This is a genomic window from Nocardia sp. NPDC050412, from assembly GCF_044458825.1.
Taxonomy (GTDB): Bacteria; Actinomycetota; Actinomycetes; order Mycobacteriales; family Mycobacteriaceae; genus Nocardia.
In genome coordinates this window covers 41047-62282 of record NZ_JBITIJ010000014.1, presented here as the reverse complement: position 1 = coordinate 62282, position 21236 = coordinate 41047, and the positions used below count along the sequence as shown (strand labels likewise).

The following is a 21236-nucleotide window of genomic DNA, read 5'->3' as shown; positions in this document are numbered from 1 at the left end:
ACGCGCCTTATATATGGCCAGATTTAGCTGACGAAACACGCTACGGTTTGTGGGCATGGACCCCGTGCGGAATCCGTATGCTCCCGGAGCCGGACAGCGCCCACCCGAATTGGCCGGGCGCGACAAGCAACTCAAAGCCTTCGACATTGTGTTGGAGCGAATCGCGCGTGGTCGGCCGGAACGCAGCGTCATGCTCACCGGATTGCGCGGTGTCGGAAAGACCGTGCTGCTCAACCAACTTCGCTCGGCCGCTGGCTCACGCGGTTGGGGCACAGGCAAAATCGAGGCCCGCCCGGATCAGGAACTGCGCCGTCCACTGTCGTCCGCACTGCATATGGCCGTGCGCGCGATCGCGATGGCGCACCGCAACCAGGAGCGCGTCGACGACTTCCTCGGCATACTCAAGGCTTTCGCGCTGCGCTCCACCGCCGATAAGGGGATGCGGGAGCGCTGGCAGCCCGGTATCGACGTGCCAGCGGTCACCGGTCGTGCGGATTCCGGCGATATCGAGATCGATATGATCGAATTGCTCAAGGAGGCGGCCGCACTCGCCAGCGATATCGGTGTCGGCATCGCGGTCTTCATCGACGAGATGCAGGATCTCGGCCCCGACGATATCTCTGCGATCTGCGGGGCCTGTCACGAATTGAGCCAGGACACCGCGCCTTTGATCGTGGTCGGAGCCGGACTGCCGCACCTGCCCGCGGTGCTGTCCGCCTCGAAGAGCTACTCCGAGCGACTGTTCAGCTACCACCGGATCGACCGATTGGACCGCGAATCGGCGGATCAAGCCCTCATCGCACCGGCCGAGCGCGAAGAGGTGAAGTTCACCGAGGAAGCGCTGGATGCTCTGTACCAGAGGGCAGATGGCTATCCGTACTTCGTGCAGGCCTACGGCAAAGCCGCCTGGGATCAGGCGCCGGAGAGCCCGATCACCGCCGAGGATGTCGAGGTGGCGGCACCGAGTGCCGAAGAGGAACTGGCCGTCGGATTCTTCGGTTCCCGGTACGAGCGCGCCACCCCGGCCGAACGCGAATATATGCGTGCCATGGCCGATTTGGCGGGCGACGACGGTCCGGTGCCGACTGCGGCGGTGGCCAATGAACTCGGCCGCAAACCCGCTTCCCTCTCCCCCGCCCGCGACGGTTTGATCAAGAAGGGTCTGATCTATTCGGCCGAGCGCGGCACCATCGGGTTCACGGTGCCGCACTTCGGTCGCTATCTGCGCAGCGTGTAAGTGTCGGCTCGGCCGCCGGACACTGCTCGATCGACGCCAGGTACTCCGACCTCGGCATGCGCTGAGGCCGCGAGTGCACCCACAATCGGGGCCGCGACAGCCGTCAACGCGTCAAGACGACGCGGCGCCCGGACCACTCGCGCCAACCTGTGCGGCCAGCGTTCGGTATCCCTGACCACCAATTGATTGATAACGCTCTACCTCGACATCTACCGGCCAGTAACAAACCCTCCTACACTCTTATGTGATCCTGATCACGTCCGAGGAGGACATCATGGCGACTACCGCGAAAGTCGACGCCACCGAAGAGCAGGCCCGCGCACTGGTCGAGGAATCCCGGGAAACCAGTTGGGCCAAACCATCGTTCGCCAAGGAGATGTTTCTGGGACGATTCCGGCTCGATCTGATCCACCCCTGTCCCCAGCCCAGCGATGAGGACGCCGCGCGCACCGAGGCCTATCTGGCCAGGCTGCGGCCGTTCTGCGAATCGCTCGACGGCAGCGTCATCGAGGCGGAATCCAAGATTCCGGACGAGTACGTCAAAGGTCTGGCCGAACTCGGCTGCTTCGGCCTGAAGATCCCGCAAGAGTACGGCGGCCAAGGCCTGTCCCAGGTCGGCTACAACCGGGCCCTGATGCTGGTCGGCTCCGCGCACCCCAGCCTCGGGGTCCTGCTTTCGGCGCACCAGTCGATCGGCGTGCCCGAACCGCTGAAGCTCGCGGGTACCCCGGAACAGAAGGCCGAATTCCTGCCCCGCTGTGCGGCGGGCGCGGTCAGCGCGTTCCTGCTCACCGAGCCCGATGTCGGCTCCGATCCGGCCCGCATGGCCAGCACCGCCACCCCGACCGCGGACGGCGAGGCCTACGAGATCAACGGCGTGAAGCTGTGGACCACCAACGGCGTGGTCGCCGAACTGCTGGTGGTCATGGCCCGGATTCCCAAGAGCGAGGGACACCGGGGCGGCATCTCGGCCTTCATCGTCGAGGCCGATTCGCCCGGCATCACGGTGGAGCGGCGCAATTCGTTCATGGGACTGCGCGGCATCGAGAACGGGGTCACGCGCCTGCACAACGTCCGTGTGCCCAAGCGCAATCTGGTCGGTCGCGAGGGCGACGGCCTCAAAATCGCGTTGACCACGCTGAATGCGGGTCGCCTCGCCATCCCGGCACTGTGTACGGCCGCCTCGAAGTGGTCACTGAAGATCGCCAGGCAGTGGTGCACGCAGCGGGTGCAGTGGGGTCGGCCGGTCGGCGAGCACGCGGCGGTCGGGGAGAAGATCTCCTTCATCGCGGCCACCACCTACGCACTCGAGGCCGCGCTCGACCTTTCGGCCACCATGTGCGACGAGGCCCGCAACGATATCCGCATCGAGGCGGCCCTGGCCAAGCTCTGGGCCAGTGAAATGAGCTGCCAGATCGCCGACGAACTCGTACAGATCCGCGGCGGGCGCGGTTACGAGACGGCGGCCTCGCTACGGGCCCGCGGTGAGCGCGCCGTCGGGGCCGAACAGCTGGTCCGCGATCTGCGGATCAACCGCATCTTCGAGGGCTCCAGCGAAATCATGCGGCTGCTGGTCGCCAGGGAGATGGCCGATGCCCATATGGCCGCCGCCGGCGCGCTGGTAGATCGGAATTCCGAGCTCAAGGACAAAGCCAAGGCCGCGGTCGGCGCGGGTGGTTTCTATGCCAAGTGGTTCCCGCAGCTCGCGGTCGGCGCGGGTACGGTGCCCGCGACCTATGCCGAATTCGGGCCGCTGGCACGGCATCTGCGTTTCGTCGAGCGCAATGCCCGCAAGCAGGCCAGATCGCTGATGTACGCGATGGCGCGATGGCAGGCGGGCCTGGAGTACCGGCAGAACTTCCTCGGACGCATCGTCGATATCGGCGCCGAACTGTTCGCGATCTCGGCCGCCTGCGTGCGCGCGCAGGCGCTGCGGACCGCAGGCGCGCCGGAGGCCAAGGCCGCCGAGGAATTGGCCGATACCTTCAGCAGGCAGTCGCGGATTCGGGTGAAGAAGTTGTTCGACGCGCTGTGGGACAACACCGATGACGACGATCGCACCCTCACCCGCAACGTCCTCGACGGCCGCTACGAGTGGCTGGAGGAGGGCATCTTCGATCCGAGCGAGGGCACCGGACCGTGGATCGCGGAATGGCAGATGGGTCCCTCTACCGAGGCCAACCTGCTGCGACCGTTCCTGCCGTCGACGCGTGGCCACGTGGGCACCTAGGCACGAAGCCGCTACGAGCCGTCACCCATGGTTGGGTGACGGCTCGTTGCGTGATGAGTATTCGGATATCTCAGGAAATTTCTAGATATAGACATATTTCCGATAATCAGCGTATGGTTACCGTTCCATAACAATTTCTAGCGGACTCTAGGAGATCCGATCGAATGCCCGATGGACGGCAATGCCGGCGGGTCGATCATGGATGTCTACCGGAATCTAGCGCCTGACCTACCCATTCATAGATTCACCAATCCACGGGCTCGCGTGCCCGGGGTCAGGTCGATCGGCGGCGTCAGTTGGACAACGCGTACATAACGGACGGTATGGCGCGCTAACGGCGCGGGAATTCTGCCCGACAACCGGGCAAGAACGCTCCGAACCGGGTGTCCTACCAGACACAGGAGAATCGTCATGTCCACGACGACTGCCCGCCGAGCCGCCGACCACGACGGCCATCGGATCACGGTATCGGCCGACGACGGCACCCCGATCTCGGTCCGCACCTTCGGCGCCGACGATGCCCAGCTGACCGTCGTCTTCGTGCACGGTCACTGCCTGCGCGCCGAGTCCTGGTCATTTCTGCGCGATCAACTGCTGCGCCAATTGGGAATAGCAGCCGACGAAGTCGGCGAGGCGGATAAGTACAGCGGTTCGGATGTACGGATGGTCTTTTACGACCACCGTGGACACGGCGAATCGGGCGTCGCCCATCACTCGACCTACACCATCGATCAACTCGGCCACGACCTCGACGCGGTGCTGCGCTCGGTCGCACCGACCGGCCCGATCATCCTCATCGGACATTCGATGGGCGCGATGGTCACCCTCGCCTACGCCCGGCTGTTCCCCGCGACCATCGGCACCCGGGTGGTCGGCGTCGGCCTGATCGCCGGTGCGGCCAATGGCATCACCGAGGTCGGACTCGGCCGTTTCCTGAATCGGCGTGCGGTGAACTCGTTGCAGCTCGTGGTGCAGCGCGCGCCCCGGTTCATGCAGGCCTCCAAGCGGTTGTCCCGCCGGATCCTCGAGCCGCTCACCCGCGAGGCGAATATGGGCACCAAGCGGACCAACCCGCGCATGGTCGCGGTGGCCGCGGCGATGATGAACGACACCCCGCTGCTCACCATGTCCAGCTTCCTGACCTCGCTGATGACCTTCGACGAGACCGCGTCGCTGCATCGACTCGGCGGCATTCCGGCGCTGGTCCTGGCCGGTTCGGCCGACATCGTTGTGCCCTTCGTGCATTCGGTGGTACTGGCCTCGCAACTGGCGGGCTCGGAGTTGGTGCGGCTCGACGGCGCGGGACACAGCGTGCATCTGGAGCGGGCCGAGGAGGTGGCATTGTCCATCGTCGCGCTGGTCGACCGGGTCATCACAGCCATGCAAGGTCATGGCCCCGGGTACGCCACCGCCAGCTGACCGGACACTTGTCGGAACCCACAACGGCCAGGTAGGCAACCCACGGCAATCCTTGGGCGGACCACCAAATTGTGGCGCGACGAGCCAAAATCGAATTCCTCACGTACTGTGTTAAAGATCACGTTGTGTGGTGAGTCACACGACTCGATAGAGCGCGTTCACCAGGCAAACCATGGAACCAACCGCCACCCATCGAGTTCGTCTGTCCGCCAAGGAACACAGGAGGTATCGATGACACGCAGCGACATAGCGGAACTGCGCTACGCGGTCGGCCAGCTCCGGCAATCCATCGGCGCACTGCGCTCCCACTACGGCGACGCCAATTCGGTGCGACGACTGGAAAACGACCTCGAGCGGCTCGTCATCGATGCCGATGAACTCGAGCAGTCGCCGCCGCAGGAGATCACGCGCAGTCCGCAGGAGACCATCTACGTACCGGACAGCAAATCCGACGAAGCGGCATGGATGGGCGCACAGGACGAGGGCCTCGGCTTCCACTCCCGTCCGCGCACAAAGTAATTCGGTCCGCGGTCCCGCCTCGACGCCGAGCGGGTCCGCGACCGCAGCTGCTCGCTTTGCCGCTCTGATCTGCGCGGCATAACGGTTTCACCACCCTGCGTGGCGACCAAACCTAGATCGAATGTGGCAGAAATCACGGCCCCTCAGGCGGGTCGGCTTTGCCAGGACCCCGCTCGAGCGATAGCCGGGGTGTCGTATGGTGCTCAGCATCACATTCGATTGCGGAGGTCACGGGACCATCCGCACAGCAGATCAGCGAGGCATCCACCTGTGAGTGCCGCACCGACCGCCGCCCCGGAAACGGGCACCGGCGTCTTCAGCAAGACCAGGGCCGCCATCTCCGCGCGCACACTGCGTACCGACCGGTGGTGGGTCCCACCGCTGGTGACGGCCGTCGGACTAGCCGCGTTCGTCATCTACGCGACGATCAGATCGTATGTGCGAACGGCATATTGGGTTCCGGAGTACCACTACCTGACCCCGTTCTACTCACCATGTGTGAGCAGCGACTGCATCGAGGGTTCCAGCCATTTCGGCGCATGGTTCGGCCACATTCCGGCGATCCTGCCGCTGGGCTTCCTGGTGCTGCCGTTCCTGCTCGGCTTCCGGCTCACCTGCTACTACTACCGCAAGGCCTACTACCGCGCGGTGTGGTTCTCCCCGCCCGCGTGCGCGGTCGCCGAACCGCACGCCAAGTACACCGGCGAGACCAAACTGCCGCTGATCATCCAGAACGCGCACCGCTACTTCTTCTATGTGGCCGTGCTGGTTTCGCTGATCAACACCTATGACGCGATCACCGCGTTCCATGGCAAGACCGGCGGCTTCGGCTTCGGGCTCGGCAATATCGTGCTGGTCGGCAATGTGGTGCTGCTGTGGGCCTACACGCTGTCGTGCCATTCCTGCCGGCACATCATGGGCGGCAAGCTCAAGCACTTCTCCGGTCACCCGGTGCGGTACTGGTTCTGGACCCAGGTCTCCAAGCTCAATACCCGCCATATGGCGCTGGCCTGGACCACCCTCGGCACGCTGGCGCTGACCGACTTCTACGTGATGTTGGTTGCCAGCGACACGATTTCGGATCTGCGGTTCATCAACTAACCGCCCTCACAAACCAGGAGTTTCGCGGCCATGCCAGAAGTGGAACGGCACAAGTACGACGTCGTCGTCATCGGTGCCGGGGGCGCCGGACTGCGCGCGGTGATCGAAGCACGCGAACACGGTCTTTCCGTCGCGGTGGTGTGCAAGTCGTTGTTCGGCAAGGCGCACACCGTGATGGCCGAGGGCGGATGCGCCGCCTCGATGGGTAATGCCAATGAAAAGGACAGTTGGCAAGTCCATTTCAAGGACACCATGCGCGGTGGCAAGTTCCTCAACAACTGGCGCATGGCCGAATTGCACGCCCAGGAAGCACCCGACCGGGTCTGGGAGCTGGAAACCTATGGGGCGCTGTTCGATCGGACCGCAGACGGCCGGATCAGCCAGCGCAACTTCGGTGGCCACACCTACCCGCGGTTGGCGCACGTCGGCGACCGCACCGGACTCGAGATCATCCGGACCATGCAGCAGAAGATCGTTTCGCTGCAGCAGGAGGATTTCGCCGAGACCGGCGACTACGAGTCGCGCATCAAGGTTTTCGCCGAATGCACCATCACCGAATTGCTCAAGGACGGCGACCGGATCGCCGGTGCGTTCGGATACTGGCGCGAGTCCGGCCGGTTCGTGCTGTTCGAGGCGCCGGCGGTGGTGGTCGCGACCGGCGGAATCGGCAAGTCCTACAAGGTCACCTCGAACTCGTGGGAGTACACCGGTGACGGCCACGCGCTGGCACTGCGGGCCGGCGCGACGCTGATCAATATGGAGTTCCTGCAGTTCCATCCGACCGGCATGGTCTGGCCGCCCAGTGTTAAGGGCATTCTGGTCACCGAGGGTGTGCGCGGTGACGGTGGGGTGCTCAAGAACACCGAAGGCAAGCGGTTCATGTTCGAGTACATTCCGCCGGTCTTCAAGGGGCAATACGCCGAAACCGAGGAAGAGGCCGATCAGTGGTTGCGCGATAACGACTCCGCCCGCCGCACACCGGATCTGCTGCCGCGCGACGAAGTGGCCCGCGCCATCAACTCGGAGGTGAAGGAGGGGCGCGGCACCGAACACGGTGGCGTGTACCTGGATATCGCCTCGCGACTGCCTGCCGAGGAGATCCGTCGGCGGCTGCCCTCGATGCACCACCAGTTCAAAGAGCTTGCGGACGTGGATATTACGAAGGAGCCGATGGAGGTCGGTCCGACGTGCCACTACGTGATGGGTGGAATCGAGGTCGATCCGGATACCGGTGCGGCAACCGTGCCCGGATTGTTCGCCGCGGGCGAGTGTTCCGGCGGTATGCACGGCTCGAACCGGCTCGGCGGCAATTCGCTGTCCGATCTGCTGGTATTCGGTCGACGGGCCGGACTCGGCGCCGCCTCCTACGTCGAACAACTGTCCGCGCGCCCCGCGGTGGCCGATGCCGATATCGACGCGGCCGCGAAAGCCGCTGTTGCGCCGTTCGATCCGCCCGCCGAAGGGGCGGGGGAGAACCCCTACACACTGCACACCGATCTGCAGCAGGCCATGAACGATCTGGTCGGCATCATCCGCAAGGAACATGAATTGCAGGAGGCCATCGAGCGCCTCGCCGCACTGCGGACCCGCTTCGACAGCGTGACGGTGGAGGGCCATCGGCAGTTCAATCCGGGCTGGCATCTCGCCCTCGACCTGCGCAATATGCTGCTGATCAGCGAATGTGTCGCGCAGGCGGCACTTTTGCGAACCGAAAGTCGCGGCGGACACACCCGCGACGATTTCCCCGCAATGGATCCGGAGTGGCGCAACAAGTTGTTGGTGTGCGCGATCGATCCTGCCGATGCGGATGGACCGGTGCCCGGCGTGCGGGTCACCCCGGAGGACCAGATCCCGATGCGAGCCGATCTGCTCGCGCTCTTCGATCTGGGTGAACTAGAAAAATATTACAACCCAGCCGAACTCGCCTCCCATCCGGCAGATTCGGTTTCGGCCACGGAAGGCGAGGCGTAAGAATGGGTTACGACGCCAAATTCCGCGTGTGGCGCGGTGATATCGACGGCGGGGAATTGCACGACTTCACCGTCCAGGTGAACGAGGGCGAGGTGGTGCTCGACATCATCCACCGGCTGCAGGCCACCCAGGCGCCGGATCTCGCGGTGCGGTGGAATTGTAAAGCGGGTAAATGCGGTTCGTGTTCGGCCGAGGTGAACGGTCGGCCGCGGCTGCTGTGCATGACCCGGATGTCGACCTTCCAGCCGGAGGAGTTGATCACCGTCACGCCGATGCGCACCTTCCCGGTGATCCGGGATCTGGTGACCGATGTGTCGTTCAACTACCAGAAGGCTAGGGAGATACCGTCTTTCACGCCGCCGGTGGATCTGAAGCCGGGCGACTACCGGATGCAGCAGGTCGATGTGGAGCGCTCCCAGGAGTTCCGCAAGTGCATCGAATGTTTCCTGTGCCAGAACACCTGTCACGTGGTCCGCGACCACGAGGAGAACAAGGAGGCGTTCGCCGGTCCGCGCTTCCTGATGCGGATCGCCGAATTGGAGATGCATCCGCTCGATGTGGCCGACCGTCGCGATCTGGCTCAGGAAGAGCAGGGGCTCGGGCTCTGCAATATCACCAAATGCTGTACCGAGGTCTGCCCGGAGCATATCAAGATCACCGATAATGCCCTGATTCCGATGAAGGAACGGGTGGCGGACAAGAAGTACGATCCGCTGGTCTGGTTGGGCAACAAGCTTTTCCGGCGCTGATCAACCGATACTGGACCACCGGCCGGGTCAGGAATACCCGGCCGGTCGGCGCACCCTTACAACAACGCGACAACACCGACGGCGACGACCCACACGAGCACCCCGACGAAAAGTGCCGAGAGGAACGAGCCGGTCAGGACGAATACGCCGACCGCGGCCACCGCGAAAAGCAGTGCCACGATCAGCCATTCAATCCAATCGCCCGGCCGCAGTTTCTTGTACCGAGGATGGGAACTCTTGAGCCCACGGTCCACAAGATATGGGCTACCCGTAATGACCCTCGGCAAACGCGATTTCGTTGTCGAATCTGCGCTGTTTCGTGATCTTCCCGAGCACATCCGATCAATACGTCGGGATCCGGTCTGCCTTTATATGACCGGACCCGGCGGGCACGACACCGCCGGGTCGATCGCCCTACGACTGCGGCCGGTCGAACTCACCATCGTGCACACCCGCCGTGAACGCGGCCCATTCACCGGGGGTGAAGACCAGGACCGGCCCGTCCGGGTCCTTACCGTCGCGCAGCGCGACGTGCCCGGCATCCAATAGCGCCACTTCGACGCTGTCCTTACCCGCGCCCTCCCCGGCCTTACGCCAGACCGCGCCGCTCAAATCTACTTTCGCGCCCTCATTGATGCTCACGCCCGCAACTCCTCAGAACTCGCCGCCCGCAACACCTGCGGTGAAAGCGTCCCATGCGCCCGTGTCGAAGACGAGGGCAGGTCCACCGGGATTTTTGCTGTCGCGTACGCCGACCCGGCCGCCCGCCAGAAAGGCGACCTCGACGCAGTCCTTGCCGGCACCGCTACGCGTGCTCTTGAACCATTGCGCGCCAACCAAATCCAAACTCATGCCACATACTCCTTCGCTATCTGCCGGAGCAGATGTCTACTGGGTTGAATATCCAGCGCGCAGCGCTGGAGGCACTCGTGCGCACGATCGTACCGCCGTACATCAGCATGTCTTTCGAGGTAGAGATCCCCCGTGAAGCCCTCCGCGTACACCACCGGCGGCTCGATCGGCTGACCCTTGCTATCAATACCGAATTCGAGAATTGTGAACGGTCCGGTAGACACTCCGAGCGGAACACCGGCCGCGAACGGCAGGATACGCAGGGAGATATTGGGTTGGGTGCTGATATCGGCAAGATGACGTAGCTGCGCCGCCATCACTTTGGCGCCACCGACCACTCGACGCAAAACCGACTCGTGCAGGATTACATTCACCGTTGCCGGTGCGGCCTTGCGGTTGATCAAAGCCTGGCGCTGCATACGCAATTGGACGCGGCGCTCGATCTCGGCGTCCGAATCATCCGGATAGCCAAGGCGATTGAGGGCTCTGGCGTAGTCGGCAATCTGAAGTAGGCCCAGTACGATTTCGGACTGGTAGGAGGTGAGTTTTCGGGCCGACGCCTCCAAACCGACATAGACGTCGAAGTTTTCGGGGATCAGATCGCCGTAGGCATGCCACCAGCTCTTGACGGCGGCTTGCTGGGCCAGGCCCTTCAGACCATCGGATAATTCGTCCGGTATGCCGTAGATGCGACACAGTTCTTGGATATCGATGGTTCGAATGCGGTCGGCCTGGCCTTTTTCCAAGCGCTGCAACGTGCTGGCGCCCCACTCCATCAGCCTGGACGCTTCCGCGATGGTGAGACCCGACTGGGTGCGCCAGTCCCGGAGGTATCTGCCGAGCTGGCGCCTGGGTAGAGTGGAGGCGGCGTTCTCAGGGGTTAGCCGGTCCGAGGTTTCCGACGCTCTTACCGAATTCGCTGACACAGCACGCTCCGTTCTGTATTCAATTGCGAGGTTCGCGGGTCCCTATGTGGTTACGCAGGCTTGCGCCTCCGGGCCCATCGCTCACGTCGCGGCCTCGGATGCAAACCGAACGGTTGCTCCGGGGTGACCCACAAGCTCGGTTCCCCGTCACTTCGCTTGGGCAGAGGGCTCTTTCGTCCACTATGGAGAATCCTCCCTTCCCTGCTGGGTTTTGTGCTGGGAATTCGCCTCAAATCTTTGGATATCCACGAAGGACACTGTTCGCAACCTGCCGCGATGGTGTGCTGGAAGTGTGCCCGGAGCGGAACAGGAGCCTTTCCCTCCTCCTGTGAAACCTCCGGGCGCGCACAGTATTCAATGGCGACGCTCGCGGCGCCCTCCGTGGTCACGCAAGCTACCGGCCTCCGGGCGCGTCGCGACCGTCGCAATTCAATGGCGACGCTCGCGGCGCCCTCCGTGGTCACGCAAGCTACCGCCTCCGGGCGCGTCGCGACCGTCGCAGGAATCGCACGTAGGAACGAGGAGTCATGGCTGTAAGTGTCATAGCATCGTCCTTGATGACCAGCGATTTGACCCCGCATCGCGCCCGTAGCGTCGGGCAGGAGAGCTGGGTGGTTTCCTATTTGCCCGGACGCACGCTGACCTGTGACCAGGCGGTTGCCGCACTCAAGGTTGCTGAGGTGGTGCCATCGCTGTTCGCCGCGGTCGGCGATCTCGCGGACGAGGTCGGCCTGACCGTACTCGAGGCGCTGGGCATGGCGGTTCGACAGGCACCGTGGGATCAGGGACCGATCTCCCGGTACACCCGACAAGTCCGCGCGGTACGCCGCCGGGCGGAGGTCGCCTGATGCAACTCACCAACCTGCACATGCCGGTCGCATCCCTATTGGCCTGCGGAAACGACCCCGGTGTGCTGACAATCGAACAAGCCCACGCCGCGATGCAGTTGCATATCGACTGCACCGTCGACCGGTGCCGGGTCCGCCGTGCGGCGCGGACCACGCTGGTCGAGGCGGGCAAATGTGTGCTGGACGAGCGCGCCCTGCCGTTATGAGCCCGGCTGCCGAGCCGCCGGGCGTACCGGAGGTGCTTGCCGACTGCATTCGGGTGTTGCGCTGGGTGACCGCCGAGTCCCTGGCACATCGACGTCGCGCTGTCGGGCTGACGAAATACGGCCTGCCGAAACGAATGGTCCGGCGGATCCGCTCAGTGCCAGGTGTGATCGGTGAGCGGGGTGCGCGGGCCGAACTTCGGCTTGTGCGCGTAACCACTGATCTCCAGCAGTCGGACGGCCCGATAGCGATGCGGCCGTAGCGGTTCCAGATATTCGACCATCGCGTTGTCGTCGATGGGTTCACCGAGCAGGGTCCAGCCGACGATGGCCGACAGGTGGTAGTCGCCGACCGAGAGGGCATCCGCGTCACCGAAGGCGCGCTGCCCGATCTCGGCGGCGGTCCACACCCCGATACCGGGCAACGTGCGCAGGCGACGGGCGGCTTCGGCCGGACTTTCGGCCGCCGCCCGCTCCAGCGCGTCCGCAACCCGGGCCGCGCGCACGATCGTCTGCGCGCGCTGCGGCCCGACATTGGCGCGATGCCAGGTCCAGGACGGGATCTTGCGCCAAGTGTCGGCGTCGGGCGGCAGCAGCAGTCCGACGGGCGCCGGGCCCGGTGCGGAAGATCCGAACTGTCGCACCAGCTTTCGCCACGACGCGCGGGCGGAGACGGTGTGCACCTTCTGTTCCAGTACGGCAGGCACCAAGGCCTCGAAGACCAGGCCGGTGCGCAGCATGCGCAGACCGGGAAAGCGGCGATGCGCGTCGACAATCTTCGGATGTTCGGGGGCGAAGTCCGAGACGTCCTCGTCCAGACAGAGCATGTGGTCGAGTCGGTCGAGGAATTCGGGCGCACCGGGCCCCCAGGCGCGAGCGTCGACGGTGTGGCGATCGGCCTGGGTCAGGCGGTAGGTGACCGAGCCGGAGGGCATCCGGGAGGCGTGCCAGTGCGCGCCGTCGCGGGTGACCTGGTGACATGGGTCGCCGCTGCCGCGGGACAGGGGCGCGAGGGTAGACGCGAGATCGATCGGCCGTTCGGTAGTGACCGAGCGCAGCGAGGGAACCATCAGCGTCTGATTGCGCACCGCCTCATTGTGCCCCGGTAGATGTGCGGCGAGCGCGCCGGCCTCGAACGTTGCCCGGCTCACAATTGTTTCGGCCCGAATGTGCGATTCGCCATACAGATTCGGCATAATCGCAGATCCCAGCTATTTTGTAACGCGAAGAATAAGTGGGCCGATATTGATGCGTTCGGCAAACAGCTGGCAGTCACCATAACGGAGGTATGAAATGATCACCAACGTGCTCAACTGGTTGCTCAATGCCTGGGGCGGGGTTTCCGCGGGCAGCTCGGGTTACCAGATTCCGCCGGGCACGCTGCCGTTCGGCAGCTGAGCCTCATTCGCCGAGCAGGAATTGCGCGAGGTGTAGACCTCGGCGGCCGTTCAGCTGCATGGCCTGGGTTCGACACGAGAACCCGTCGGCTATCAGTATCGAATCATCGCCGGTATTCCGCAACGCTGGGAGCAAGCCATTCTCGGCAACGGCGACCGAAATGTCGTAATGGCCGGATTGCATTCCGAAGTTTCCGGCCAGACCGCAGCATCCAGTGACCTCTGTCACATTTATCTGCATGCTGGCTAACATTCGGCGATCTTCGTCGAAGCCGAGGACGGCATGGTGATGGCAATGCGGTTGGACAACCACCGACTGTCCCAGTCGTGGTGGCGGGTGCCAGTTCGGCTGTTCGGCAAGGAATTCGGCGAGTGTGCGCACAGCGGCGGCGGTCGCGGCCGCGCGCGGGTCCTCCGGTAGCAGTTCCGGCAGGTCCGCGCGCAGGACCGCGGTGCATGACGGCTCGAGCCCGACGACGATGCCACCCCCGCGCACATGCTCCTCCAGTTCGGTGAGTGTCGCGCGCAGCCGGGCCCGAGCGCCGTCGAGCTGTCCGGTACTGATCCAGGTGAGACCGCAGCACACGCGCCGCCGCGGTATGCGGACTCGGTAGCCGAGGGATTCCATCAGTTGCACTGCGGCCTGCGCTATTTCGGGGTCGAAGGCATCGGTGAAGGTGTCGACCCACAGGAGCACTTCGGGCGCTCCGTCCGAATCCGCCCGGTCGTGCCAGCTCCTGCGGAAACTGCGGTCGGCGAGTCGCGGTAGGTCACGTCGCGGATCAATTCCGCCCGCACGCAAGGCGATTCGGCGCAACCACCCGATTTCGGCCAGCGCATTCGCCGCTCGCGGCATACGACCCGCGACACCGAGCCAGCGCGGCAACCACCCCAGAGCGTAGTGATCGATGGGACGCGGACGACGCCGGTAGCGGCGATAGAGTGCCTCGGATTTGTAGGCCGCCATATCGACCCCGGCCGGACAGTCGGAGCGACATGCCTTGCAGGACAGGCACAGATCGAGCGATTCGGCGACCGCCTCGGAAGACCAGGGGAGTGCGCCGCGGACCACCTCCTGCAGCACGCGCGCGCGGCCGCGGGTGCTGTCCTTCTCGTCGGCGGTGGCCAGATATGACGGGCACATGAAGCCCCCCGTCGCACGGGTGTCGGCGCGGCATTTGCCGATGCCGACGCAGCGATGCACGGCGGTGGCGATATCGCCGTTGTCGTGTGGAAAAGCGAAACCAGCTGGACCCGCGATCGGTCGCACTCCGACCAGCCGCAGATCAGCATCGATAGGTCGTGCGGCGACGAGGACGCCCGGGTTCAGCACATCGTCCGGATCGAAGAGCGCCTTGTATCCGGCGAATACGTCCAGTGCGTCCTGGGAGTACATGATCGAGAGCAATTCCGAGCGGGCCCGGCCGTCGCCGTGCTCACCGGAGAGCGAGCCGCCGTAGCGGACCACGAGCTCGGCAGCATCCTGTATGAAGTTCCGAAAGCGTTGCGGCGCATTCGCAATCGGCAGATCGAGGCGGACGTGGATACAGCCGTCGCCGACGTGACCGTAGAGCAGTCCGTCCACGCCGTGGTCTTTTGTCAGCGCGGCAAAGTCACGCAGATACGCACCGAGATGTTCGGGCGGGACGGCCGCATCCTCCCAGCCCGGCCAGGCCGGATGACCCGCCGGAGTGCGACCCGCCAGTCCGGCACCCTCCGCCCGGATTCGCCAAAGTGCCGCGGCGACACCGGGATCGGTGACGATCCTGGAGTCCAGCGCGGCTACGGTTCGGCAGAGCTTCTCGGCCGCGGCATACGCCTCGGCGGGAGTATCACCGGCGGACTCGACGAACAGCCAACCGCTACCGCGCGGCAGTTCCGGCACACCACTGGTGGACCCGCGGTGCACGCGCACGATATCGACCAGTCGCGCGTCGATGCCCTCTACAGCAATCGGGTCGCAGGCCATTACGGCCGCGACATCGTCTGCGGCCGTGGCGATATCGGGATAGCCGAGCACGGTGAGGACGGTTGCCCGCGGCAACGGGACCAGATCTACCGTCGCTTCGAGCAGCAACCCGCAGGTCCCCTCGGTGCCGACGAACGACTTCGCAACCGCCGAACCGCGTTCCGGCAGTAGATGTTCCAGCCCATAGCCGGAGGCCTGCCGATCGAATCGGCCGAGTTCGGTACGGATCACCGCGAGACTCGCCCTGGTGAATGCGGGCAGGCCCGGAATTACCGACGGGTCGGCCGCCAGCGTCCGCTCGGTTCCCGTCCCATCGAGAATGCGCAGCTCACGCACATTATCCGCGGTCCGCCCCCACGCCACCGCATGCGGCCCGCACGCATTGTTGCCGATCATCCCGCCCAGCGTGCACCGATTCTGCGTCGACGGATCGGGCCCGAACCGCAGTCCGTGTACCCCGGCATTCCGCTGTAATTCGGCGAGCACAACACCGGGCTGGACGCGTGCGGTGCGCTTTTCCGGATCCAGCTCGCCGATGCCATTCATATACCGACTGAAGTCCACCACGATCCCGGGACCGACAGCATTACCCGCCACCGAAGTCCCCGCACCCCGCGCGGTAACCGTCAGTCCATTACCCCGTGCGAATTCGAGCGTATGCGCCACATCCTCGACCCCGCGCGGAAAAACGACCGCAGTCGGAAGTACCCGATAATTCGACGCATCGCAGGAGTACTCGGCACGCCGACGCGCGGACGCATCCACCTCGCCCGCGATCACGCGCCCCAGCGCCACCACCAACCGCTGCACACCCACCCCGCAAGCCTATGCACGTACTTCCCCCAGCACCCGCGTCCCACCGCCACAAATCCAGGTTCTCTCGGATCCGGGCCCGCTGTGTGCCGAGCATTTCAGGCGGTCGGGCGGGGACGGCGCAGGAGCCAAGCCAGCAACGATCGCCGCGCCGGGCGCGGATACTTCGCCACCACGGCCCCGGAACCGATCTCGCCGTCGACTCGCAGCAGCGGCGATCCGGGCAGACTGCCCTCGGTCACCTTGTTCTTGATGGTGCCGCTCTTGGCCTGCACCCGATCGAGGTCGACCCGCCAGCCGCGCGGCACGATCAACTGGACCGTGCCGGAACCCACGGCGACATGCACCGCGACCTCACGATGCGGGCACATCGCCTGGGTGAAGTCGATCTTGATACCGCCGGAGCTGCATTCGGCCGTGATTTCGGCCGGGACGATCCACGCGCCGTCCTTCACCCGCGCCCCACTGCCGGTGCGCAGTTCGATGGGTTCGCGTGCCGCCGCGATCACCGGAAGATCGGCCGTGATGGCGAGGAGTTCCTGCGTCGTCTGCGCCGAATAGACCGCGACCAGCCGTTTATCCAGCTCGAGCAGATCGAGTTGCCCTTCGTCGACGGCGAGCTGCAGCTGTTTTGCCGCGACCTCGCGATCGATATCGCCGACCCGAACCGCGGGCAGGTTCTCCGGTGCGTCGGTCATACGACATGCTCCCCTTGCTCGTCCTGACCGAAATCGTACGGACGGCTCGTTTGCGAGTCGACCACGGACATTCGTGGCCAATTTCCGCTGCTTGTCATGGTCATGCGGTAAGACCTATATATGCCCAGGTGGCTGCTGCACGTCGATCTCGACCAGTTCCAAGCGGCGGTGGAATTCCGCCGCCATCCGGAGCTGCGCGGCCTGCCGGTCATCGTCGGCGGCAATGGCGATCCCGACGAACCTCGCAAGGTGGTGACCTGCGCGTCGTATCCGGCCAGGGCATTCGGCGTGCGCGCCGGGATGGCGTTGCGCTCGGCCAAGCGCAAATGTCGCGACGGGATCTTCCTCCCATTGGATATGGCCACCTATGAGGAGGCATCCGAGGAGGTCATGGCGCTGCTGCGGACCTTTCCCGGCCGCGTCGAGGTATGGGGCTGGGACGAGGCCTTCCTAGCCGCCGATACCGACGATCCGGAGCAGCTCGCACGCGAAATCCGCAGCGCCATTGCCCAATTGGAGCTGACATGTGCGATCGGCATCGGCGACAACAAGCTAACGGCCAAGCTGGCGACCGGGTTCGCCAAATCCGCCGGTAAGTCCTCGGCCGAACCCGCCGACACCGATGGTGCGGCGGCGGGCATCTTCCGGCTCACCGCCGCGAACTGGGTCGAGGTGATGGCGCACCGTCCGACGAATGCGCTGTGGGGCATCGGAAATCGGATCGCCGCGCGAATGGCCGAACTCGGCATCGAAACCATCGCCGACCTGATGGCGGCCGACCGGCAGCGCCTCGCCGCCGAATTCGGTCCCAATACCGGCCCATATTTCTGGGTGCTCGGCCACGGTAAGGGCGATACCGATGTCACCACAGAGCCGCGAATTCCGGTGGGCCGCAGTAAATCCGAGACATTCCCACACGACCTGACCGATCCCGAGGAGATCCGCGCACAGGTGGCGCGACTGGCCACCGAGGTAGGCGAGGAGATGGCCGCCGCGGGCCGCATCCCGCAGCGCGTCTCGGTGACCGTCCGCAGCAATACCTTCTACACCCGCAGTAAACAGGAGAAACTCCCCGAGCCGACCACCGATATCGCAGCCATCGTGGAAACCGCGCTGCGCATTATCGACCGATTCGAACTCGATCGCCCGGTTCGGCTGCTCGGCGTCCGCCTCGAACTCCTACCGCAATAGCCGGGGCGAAGATCCACCCCGGTGCCGGCTGACGCTCGTATGCTCGTCGGCATGGAGTTCTGGGCGATGGTGGCACAAGAATCGGACAGCGGGATCGTGCTCACGCGGCGGCAGGTCAACGAGGACTTCCTCGGGCCGGGTGAGGTCACGATCAAGGTGCACTACTCGAGCGCGAACTACAAGGACGGGCTGGCGATCACCGCGGGCGGTGGCGTGGTCCGGAACTATCCGATCATCCCCGGCATCGATATCACCGGTGAGGTCGTCACCTCCGAGGTCGAGGATTTCGCACCCGGTGACCAGGTGGTGGCACACGGCTACGACATCGGCGTATCGCATCACGGCGGCTTCGCCGAATACGCGAGAGTTCCCGCCGACTGGGTGGTCAAGCTCGACGGTCTCAGCACCCGAGACGCGGCCGTACTCGGCACCGCCGGTTTCACCGCCGCACTCAGCGTGCAGGGTTTGCTCGATCACGAACTCACCCCGGAGACGGGTGCAGTGCTGGTCACTGGTGCGACGGGCGGTGTCGGCAGCGTGGCCATCGATATCCTGTCGGGCCTCGGCTTCGAGGTGATCGCCTCCACTGGGAAGACCGACGCGGGAGATCGGCTGGCCGAACTCGGCGCGAACGAAGTGATCGGCCGGTTGCCGGCGGATCCCGATGCGAAACTGCGTCCACTATCGAAGGCCACCTGGGCCGGTGCCGTGGACAGCGTTGGCGGCAAATCCCTCGCCTATATCCTCAGCGCGATCGGCTACGGCGGTGTGGTCGCGGTCAGCGGCCTCACCGGCGGCTCGGATCTGCCGACCACCGTCATGCCGTTTATCCTGCGCGGCGTATCGCTGCTGGGCATCGACTCCGCGTACGTTCCGATCGACAAGCGGCGCGCGCTGTGGGCTCGACTCGCCAATGAGTTGCGGCCCCAGCACCTTTCGACCATCGAGAATTTCGCTCCTATTACCGAGGCCGAGAAGGTCCTGCACACCATTCAGCATGGCGGCCACTCCGGTCGCACCGTGTTCGGCGTCGCCGGGGAATTCTGACGGTACCCACCGAAGCCCGGATCCGAGCAGGGCTTCGGCGGGTTCGGGCTCAGGCCGCGACTTCGACCGGCTCGTCCGCGAACTGCGTGCGGTACAGCTGCGCGTAGCGTCCGTCGGCGGCGAGCAGTTGGGTGTGCGTGCCACGCTCCACGATTCGGCCGTCCTCGAGCACCAGGATCTGGTCGGCGGCGCGAATAGTGGAGAGCCGATGTGCGATGACCAGTGCGGTTCGGCCATCCAGTGCCTCGGAAAGCGCCTCTTGGACAGCGGCTTCCGAGGTCGAATCCAGCGAGGCGGTCGCCTCGTCGAGGATTACCACGCGTGGTTGCTTGAGCAGCAGCCTGGCAATGGTCAGCCGCTGGCGTTCACCGCCGGAAAGGCGGTAGCCGCGTTCGCCGACGACGGTATCCAGGCCGTCCTGCAGTGACGTCACCAGCTCACGTAACCGCGCCCGCTGCAGCGCATCCCACAGCTCGGCCTCGGTGGCCTCCGGTCGGGCCAGCAGCAGATTGGCGCGGATGGTGTCGTGGAACAGGTGGCCGTCCTGGGTGACCAGGCCGACGGTGTCCCGGATGGAGGTCGTGGTCAGATCGCGCACATCGGTACCGTTGAGCCGCACGGCTCCCCCATCTACGTCGTAGAGCCGGGAAACGAGTTGGGCCACAGTGGATTTTCCGGCACCCGAGGAACCGACCAGTGCGACGAGCTGACCGGGCTCGGCCCGCAGCGACACATTGTGCAGCACCTCGACCCCGCCGCGGGTATCCAGCGTCGCGACATCTTCGAGCGAGGCGAGCGACACTTTATCGGCTGAGGGGTAGCCGAAGGTGACGTTATCCAGTTCGACAGCGACCGGACCTTCGGGCACCGTGACGGCCTCCGGTGCGTCCTCGATCAGCGGTTTCAGATCCAGCACCTCGAAGACCCGCTCGAAGCTCACCAGCGCGGACATGATTTCCATCCGGGCGCTGGCGAGTGCGGTGAGCGGAGTGTAGAGGCGGGTCAGCAGCAGCGAAAGCGACACCACCGCACCGGCATCCAACTGGCCGCGCAGCGCGTACCACCCGCCGAGTCCGTAGACCAGTGCCAGAGCCAGGGCCGAAACCAGGGTCAGCGAGGTGACGAAAACCGTCTGCAGCATTGCCGTGCGCACCCCGATATCGCGCACTCGACGCGCCCGCAGCGCGAATTCGTCCGACTCCTGCTGCGGCCGTCCGAACAGCTTCACCAGCGTCGCGCCCGGTGCGGAGAAGCGTTCGGTCATCTGGGTGCTCATCGCCGCATTGAGGCCCGCGGCCTCCCGCTGCAATCCGGCCAGCCGATTGCCCATCCGCCGCACCGGAACCACGAAAACCGGCAGCAGCACCAGCGCGAGCAGCGTGATCTGCCAGGAGATGCGGACCATGACGGCGACGGTGAGCGCGAGGGTCACCAGATTCGTGACGACACCGGAGAGTGTGTCGCTGAACGCGCGCTGCGCCCCGATCACATCGCTGTTCAGGCGGCTGACCAGCGCGCCGGTGCGGGTCCGGGTGAAGAACGCGATGGGCATCTTCTGCACATGATCGAACACGGCAGTGCGCAGATCCAGGATCAGCCCCTCGCCGATCCGCGAGGACAGCCAGCGGATGATCACCCCGAGCGCGGCATCGACCACCGCGAGCCCGGCGATCAGGATCGCGAGGGTGACCACGACGCGCGGCGCCGCGCCACCGACGATGTCGTTGACCACCCGACCCGCCAGCACCGGCGTCGCTACCGCGAGCAGCGCGGACACCACGCTGAACAGCAAGAACGCGCCGATCCGGCGGCGGTGCGGGCGCGCGAACCGCAGAATGCGCCGCGCCGTCGCGAGCCGGAACGGCCGCTGCTCCTGTGGCGCGTTCGCCCGCCGATACATCTGGCTCCAGGCCACCGATTCGATACTCACCGTGCTGCTCCCTCTCGCTCCCCACCCATCGAATACCCGGCCACCGACACTAAGACCTCAACAAAGGTTTAGCGCAAGCCCATTCCGCGCGGATTCCGCGCACAGCGAAACCCGCGCTGGTGGCCGGACCGGATCA

The 21236-nt window shown here is 65.0% G+C and carries 19 protein-coding genes; 11 read left to right on the top strand and 8 right to left on the bottom strand.

Going from position 1 to position 21236, the window contains the following annotated elements:
- Window positions 1–55: 55 nt before the first annotated feature.
- From ACIBI6_RS32060 to ACIBI6_RS32030, 7 genes are all read left to right on the top strand, one after another.
- On the top strand, window positions 56–1237 hold the full coding sequence (locus tag ACIBI6_RS32060) for an ATP-binding protein (protein WP_364348914.1): 1182 nt from the start codon (window positions 56–58) through the stop codon (window positions 1235–1237).
- 274 nt (window positions 1238–1511) lie between these two features.
- Complete coding sequence (locus ACIBI6_RS32055) at window positions 1512–3467, top strand: acyl-CoA dehydrogenase family protein (RefSeq protein WP_364348917.1); 1956 nt, start codon at window positions 1512–1514, stop codon at window positions 3465–3467.
- Between the two features lie 411 nt (window positions 3468–3878).
- Window positions 3879–4886 (top strand): alpha/beta fold hydrolase, encoded by a 1008-nt coding sequence (locus ACIBI6_RS32050; protein ID WP_396958771.1) that lies wholly within the window; start codon window positions 3879–3881, stop codon window positions 4884–4886.
- A 231-nt stretch (window positions 4887–5117) separates the two neighbouring features.
- Complete coding sequence (locus ACIBI6_RS32045; protein WP_364348923.1) at window positions 5118–5405, top strand: hypothetical protein; 288 nt, start codon at window positions 5118–5120, stop codon at window positions 5403–5405.
- A 270-nt stretch (window positions 5406–5675) separates the two neighbouring features.
- Entirely contained in the window at window positions 5676–6506 is an 831-nt protein-coding gene (locus ACIBI6_RS32040; RefSeq protein WP_364348926.1) for a hypothetical protein, read from the top strand.
- Between the two features lie 30 nt (window positions 6507–6536).
- On the top strand, window positions 6537–8477 hold the full coding sequence (locus tag ACIBI6_RS32035) for a fumarate reductase/succinate dehydrogenase flavoprotein subunit (RefSeq protein WP_364348929.1): 1941 nt from the start codon (window positions 6537–6539) through the stop codon (window positions 8475–8477).
- A 2-nt stretch (window positions 8478–8479) separates the two neighbouring features.
- Window positions 8480–9226 carry a succinate dehydrogenase/fumarate reductase iron-sulfur subunit gene (locus tag ACIBI6_RS32030; RefSeq protein ID WP_364348932.1) on the top strand — a complete coding sequence of 249 codons (747 nt, stop codon included), beginning with the start codon at window positions 8480–8482 and terminating at the stop codon, window positions 9224–9226.
- A gap of 56 nt (window positions 9227–9282) precedes the next feature.
- Here ACIBI6_RS32030 and ACIBI6_RS32025 read toward each other — a convergent pair whose 3' ends face one another.
- From ACIBI6_RS32025 to ACIBI6_RS32010, 4 genes are all read right to left on the bottom strand, one after another.
- Window positions 9283–9405: a hypothetical protein gene (locus ACIBI6_RS32025; RefSeq protein WP_364348935.1), complete on the bottom strand. Its 123-nt coding sequence runs from the start codon at window positions 9403–9405 to the stop codon at window positions 9283–9285.
- A gap of 235 nt (window positions 9406–9640) precedes the next feature.
- A complete protein-coding gene (locus tag ACIBI6_RS32020; RefSeq protein WP_364348938.1) occupies window positions 9641–9868 on the bottom strand; it encodes a DUF397 domain-containing protein in 228 nt (75 codons plus the stop codon).
- Between the two features lie 12 nt (window positions 9869–9880).
- A complete protein-coding gene (locus ACIBI6_RS32015; protein ID WP_364348941.1) occupies window positions 9881–10078 on the bottom strand; it encodes a DUF397 domain-containing protein in 198 nt (65 codons plus the stop codon).
- Complete coding sequence (locus ACIBI6_RS32010; RefSeq protein WP_396958770.1) at window positions 10075–11004, bottom strand: helix-turn-helix domain-containing protein; 930 nt, start codon at window positions 11002–11004, stop codon at window positions 10075–10077. Before ACIBI6_RS32010 ends, ACIBI6_RS32015 begins: the two co-directional genes overlap by 4 nt.
- 557 nt (window positions 11005–11561) lie before the next feature.
- Here ACIBI6_RS32010 and ACIBI6_RS32005 point away from each other — a divergent pair.
- Together ACIBI6_RS32005 and ACIBI6_RS32000 are read left to right on the top strand one after the other, a co-directional pair.
- A complete protein-coding gene (locus ACIBI6_RS32005) occupies window positions 11562–11852 on the top strand; it encodes a hypothetical protein (RefSeq protein ID WP_307678042.1) in 291 nt (96 codons plus the stop codon).
- On the top strand, window positions 11852–12058 hold the full coding sequence (locus ACIBI6_RS32000) for a hypothetical protein (RefSeq protein ID WP_327094871.1): 207 nt from the start codon (window positions 11852–11854) through the stop codon (window positions 12056–12058). The genes ACIBI6_RS32005 and ACIBI6_RS32000 overlap by 1 nt, the downstream gene beginning before the upstream one ends.
- A 152-nt stretch (window positions 12059–12210) precedes the next feature.
- On the opposite strand, the gene ACIBI6_RS31995 is transcribed toward ACIBI6_RS32000, so the two are convergent.
- The 3 genes from ACIBI6_RS31995 to ACIBI6_RS31985 form a co-directional block, all read right to left on the bottom strand.
- Entirely contained in the window at window positions 12211–13125 is a 915-nt protein-coding gene (locus ACIBI6_RS31995; RefSeq protein ID WP_364349100.1) for a DNA-3-methyladenine glycosylase 2 family protein, read from the bottom strand.
- Window positions 13126–13456: 331 nt separating this feature from the next.
- Window positions 13457–16237, bottom strand: coding sequence for an FAD-binding and (Fe-S)-binding domain-containing protein (locus ACIBI6_RS31990; protein WP_364348949.1), 2781 nt, complete (start codon window positions 16235–16237; stop codon window positions 13457–13459).
- A gap of 95 nt (window positions 16238–16332) precedes the next feature.
- Complete coding sequence (locus ACIBI6_RS31985; protein WP_364348952.1) at window positions 16333–16932, bottom strand: DUF1707 domain-containing protein; 600 nt, start codon at window positions 16930–16932, stop codon at window positions 16333–16335.
- A gap of 120 nt (window positions 16933–17052) precedes the next feature.
- On the opposite strand from ACIBI6_RS31985, the gene ACIBI6_RS31980 reads away from it, so the two are divergent.
- On the top strand, window positions 17053–18123 hold the full coding sequence (locus ACIBI6_RS31980) for a DNA polymerase IV (RefSeq protein WP_396958769.1): 1071 nt from the start codon (window positions 17053–17055) through the stop codon (window positions 18121–18123).
- A gap of 51 nt (window positions 18124–18174) precedes the next feature.
- Complete coding sequence (locus ACIBI6_RS31975) at window positions 18175–19170, top strand: oxidoreductase (protein WP_364348958.1); 996 nt, start codon at window positions 18175–18177, stop codon at window positions 19168–19170.
- 49 nt (window positions 19171–19219) lie between these two features.
- Here the strand turns inward: ACIBI6_RS31975 and ACIBI6_RS31970 are convergent, their stop codons facing one another.
- A complete protein-coding gene (locus ACIBI6_RS31970) occupies window positions 19220–21100 on the bottom strand; it encodes an ABC transporter ATP-binding protein (RefSeq protein WP_364348961.1) in 1881 nt (626 codons plus the stop codon).
- Window positions 21101–21236: the final 136 nt, after the last annotated feature.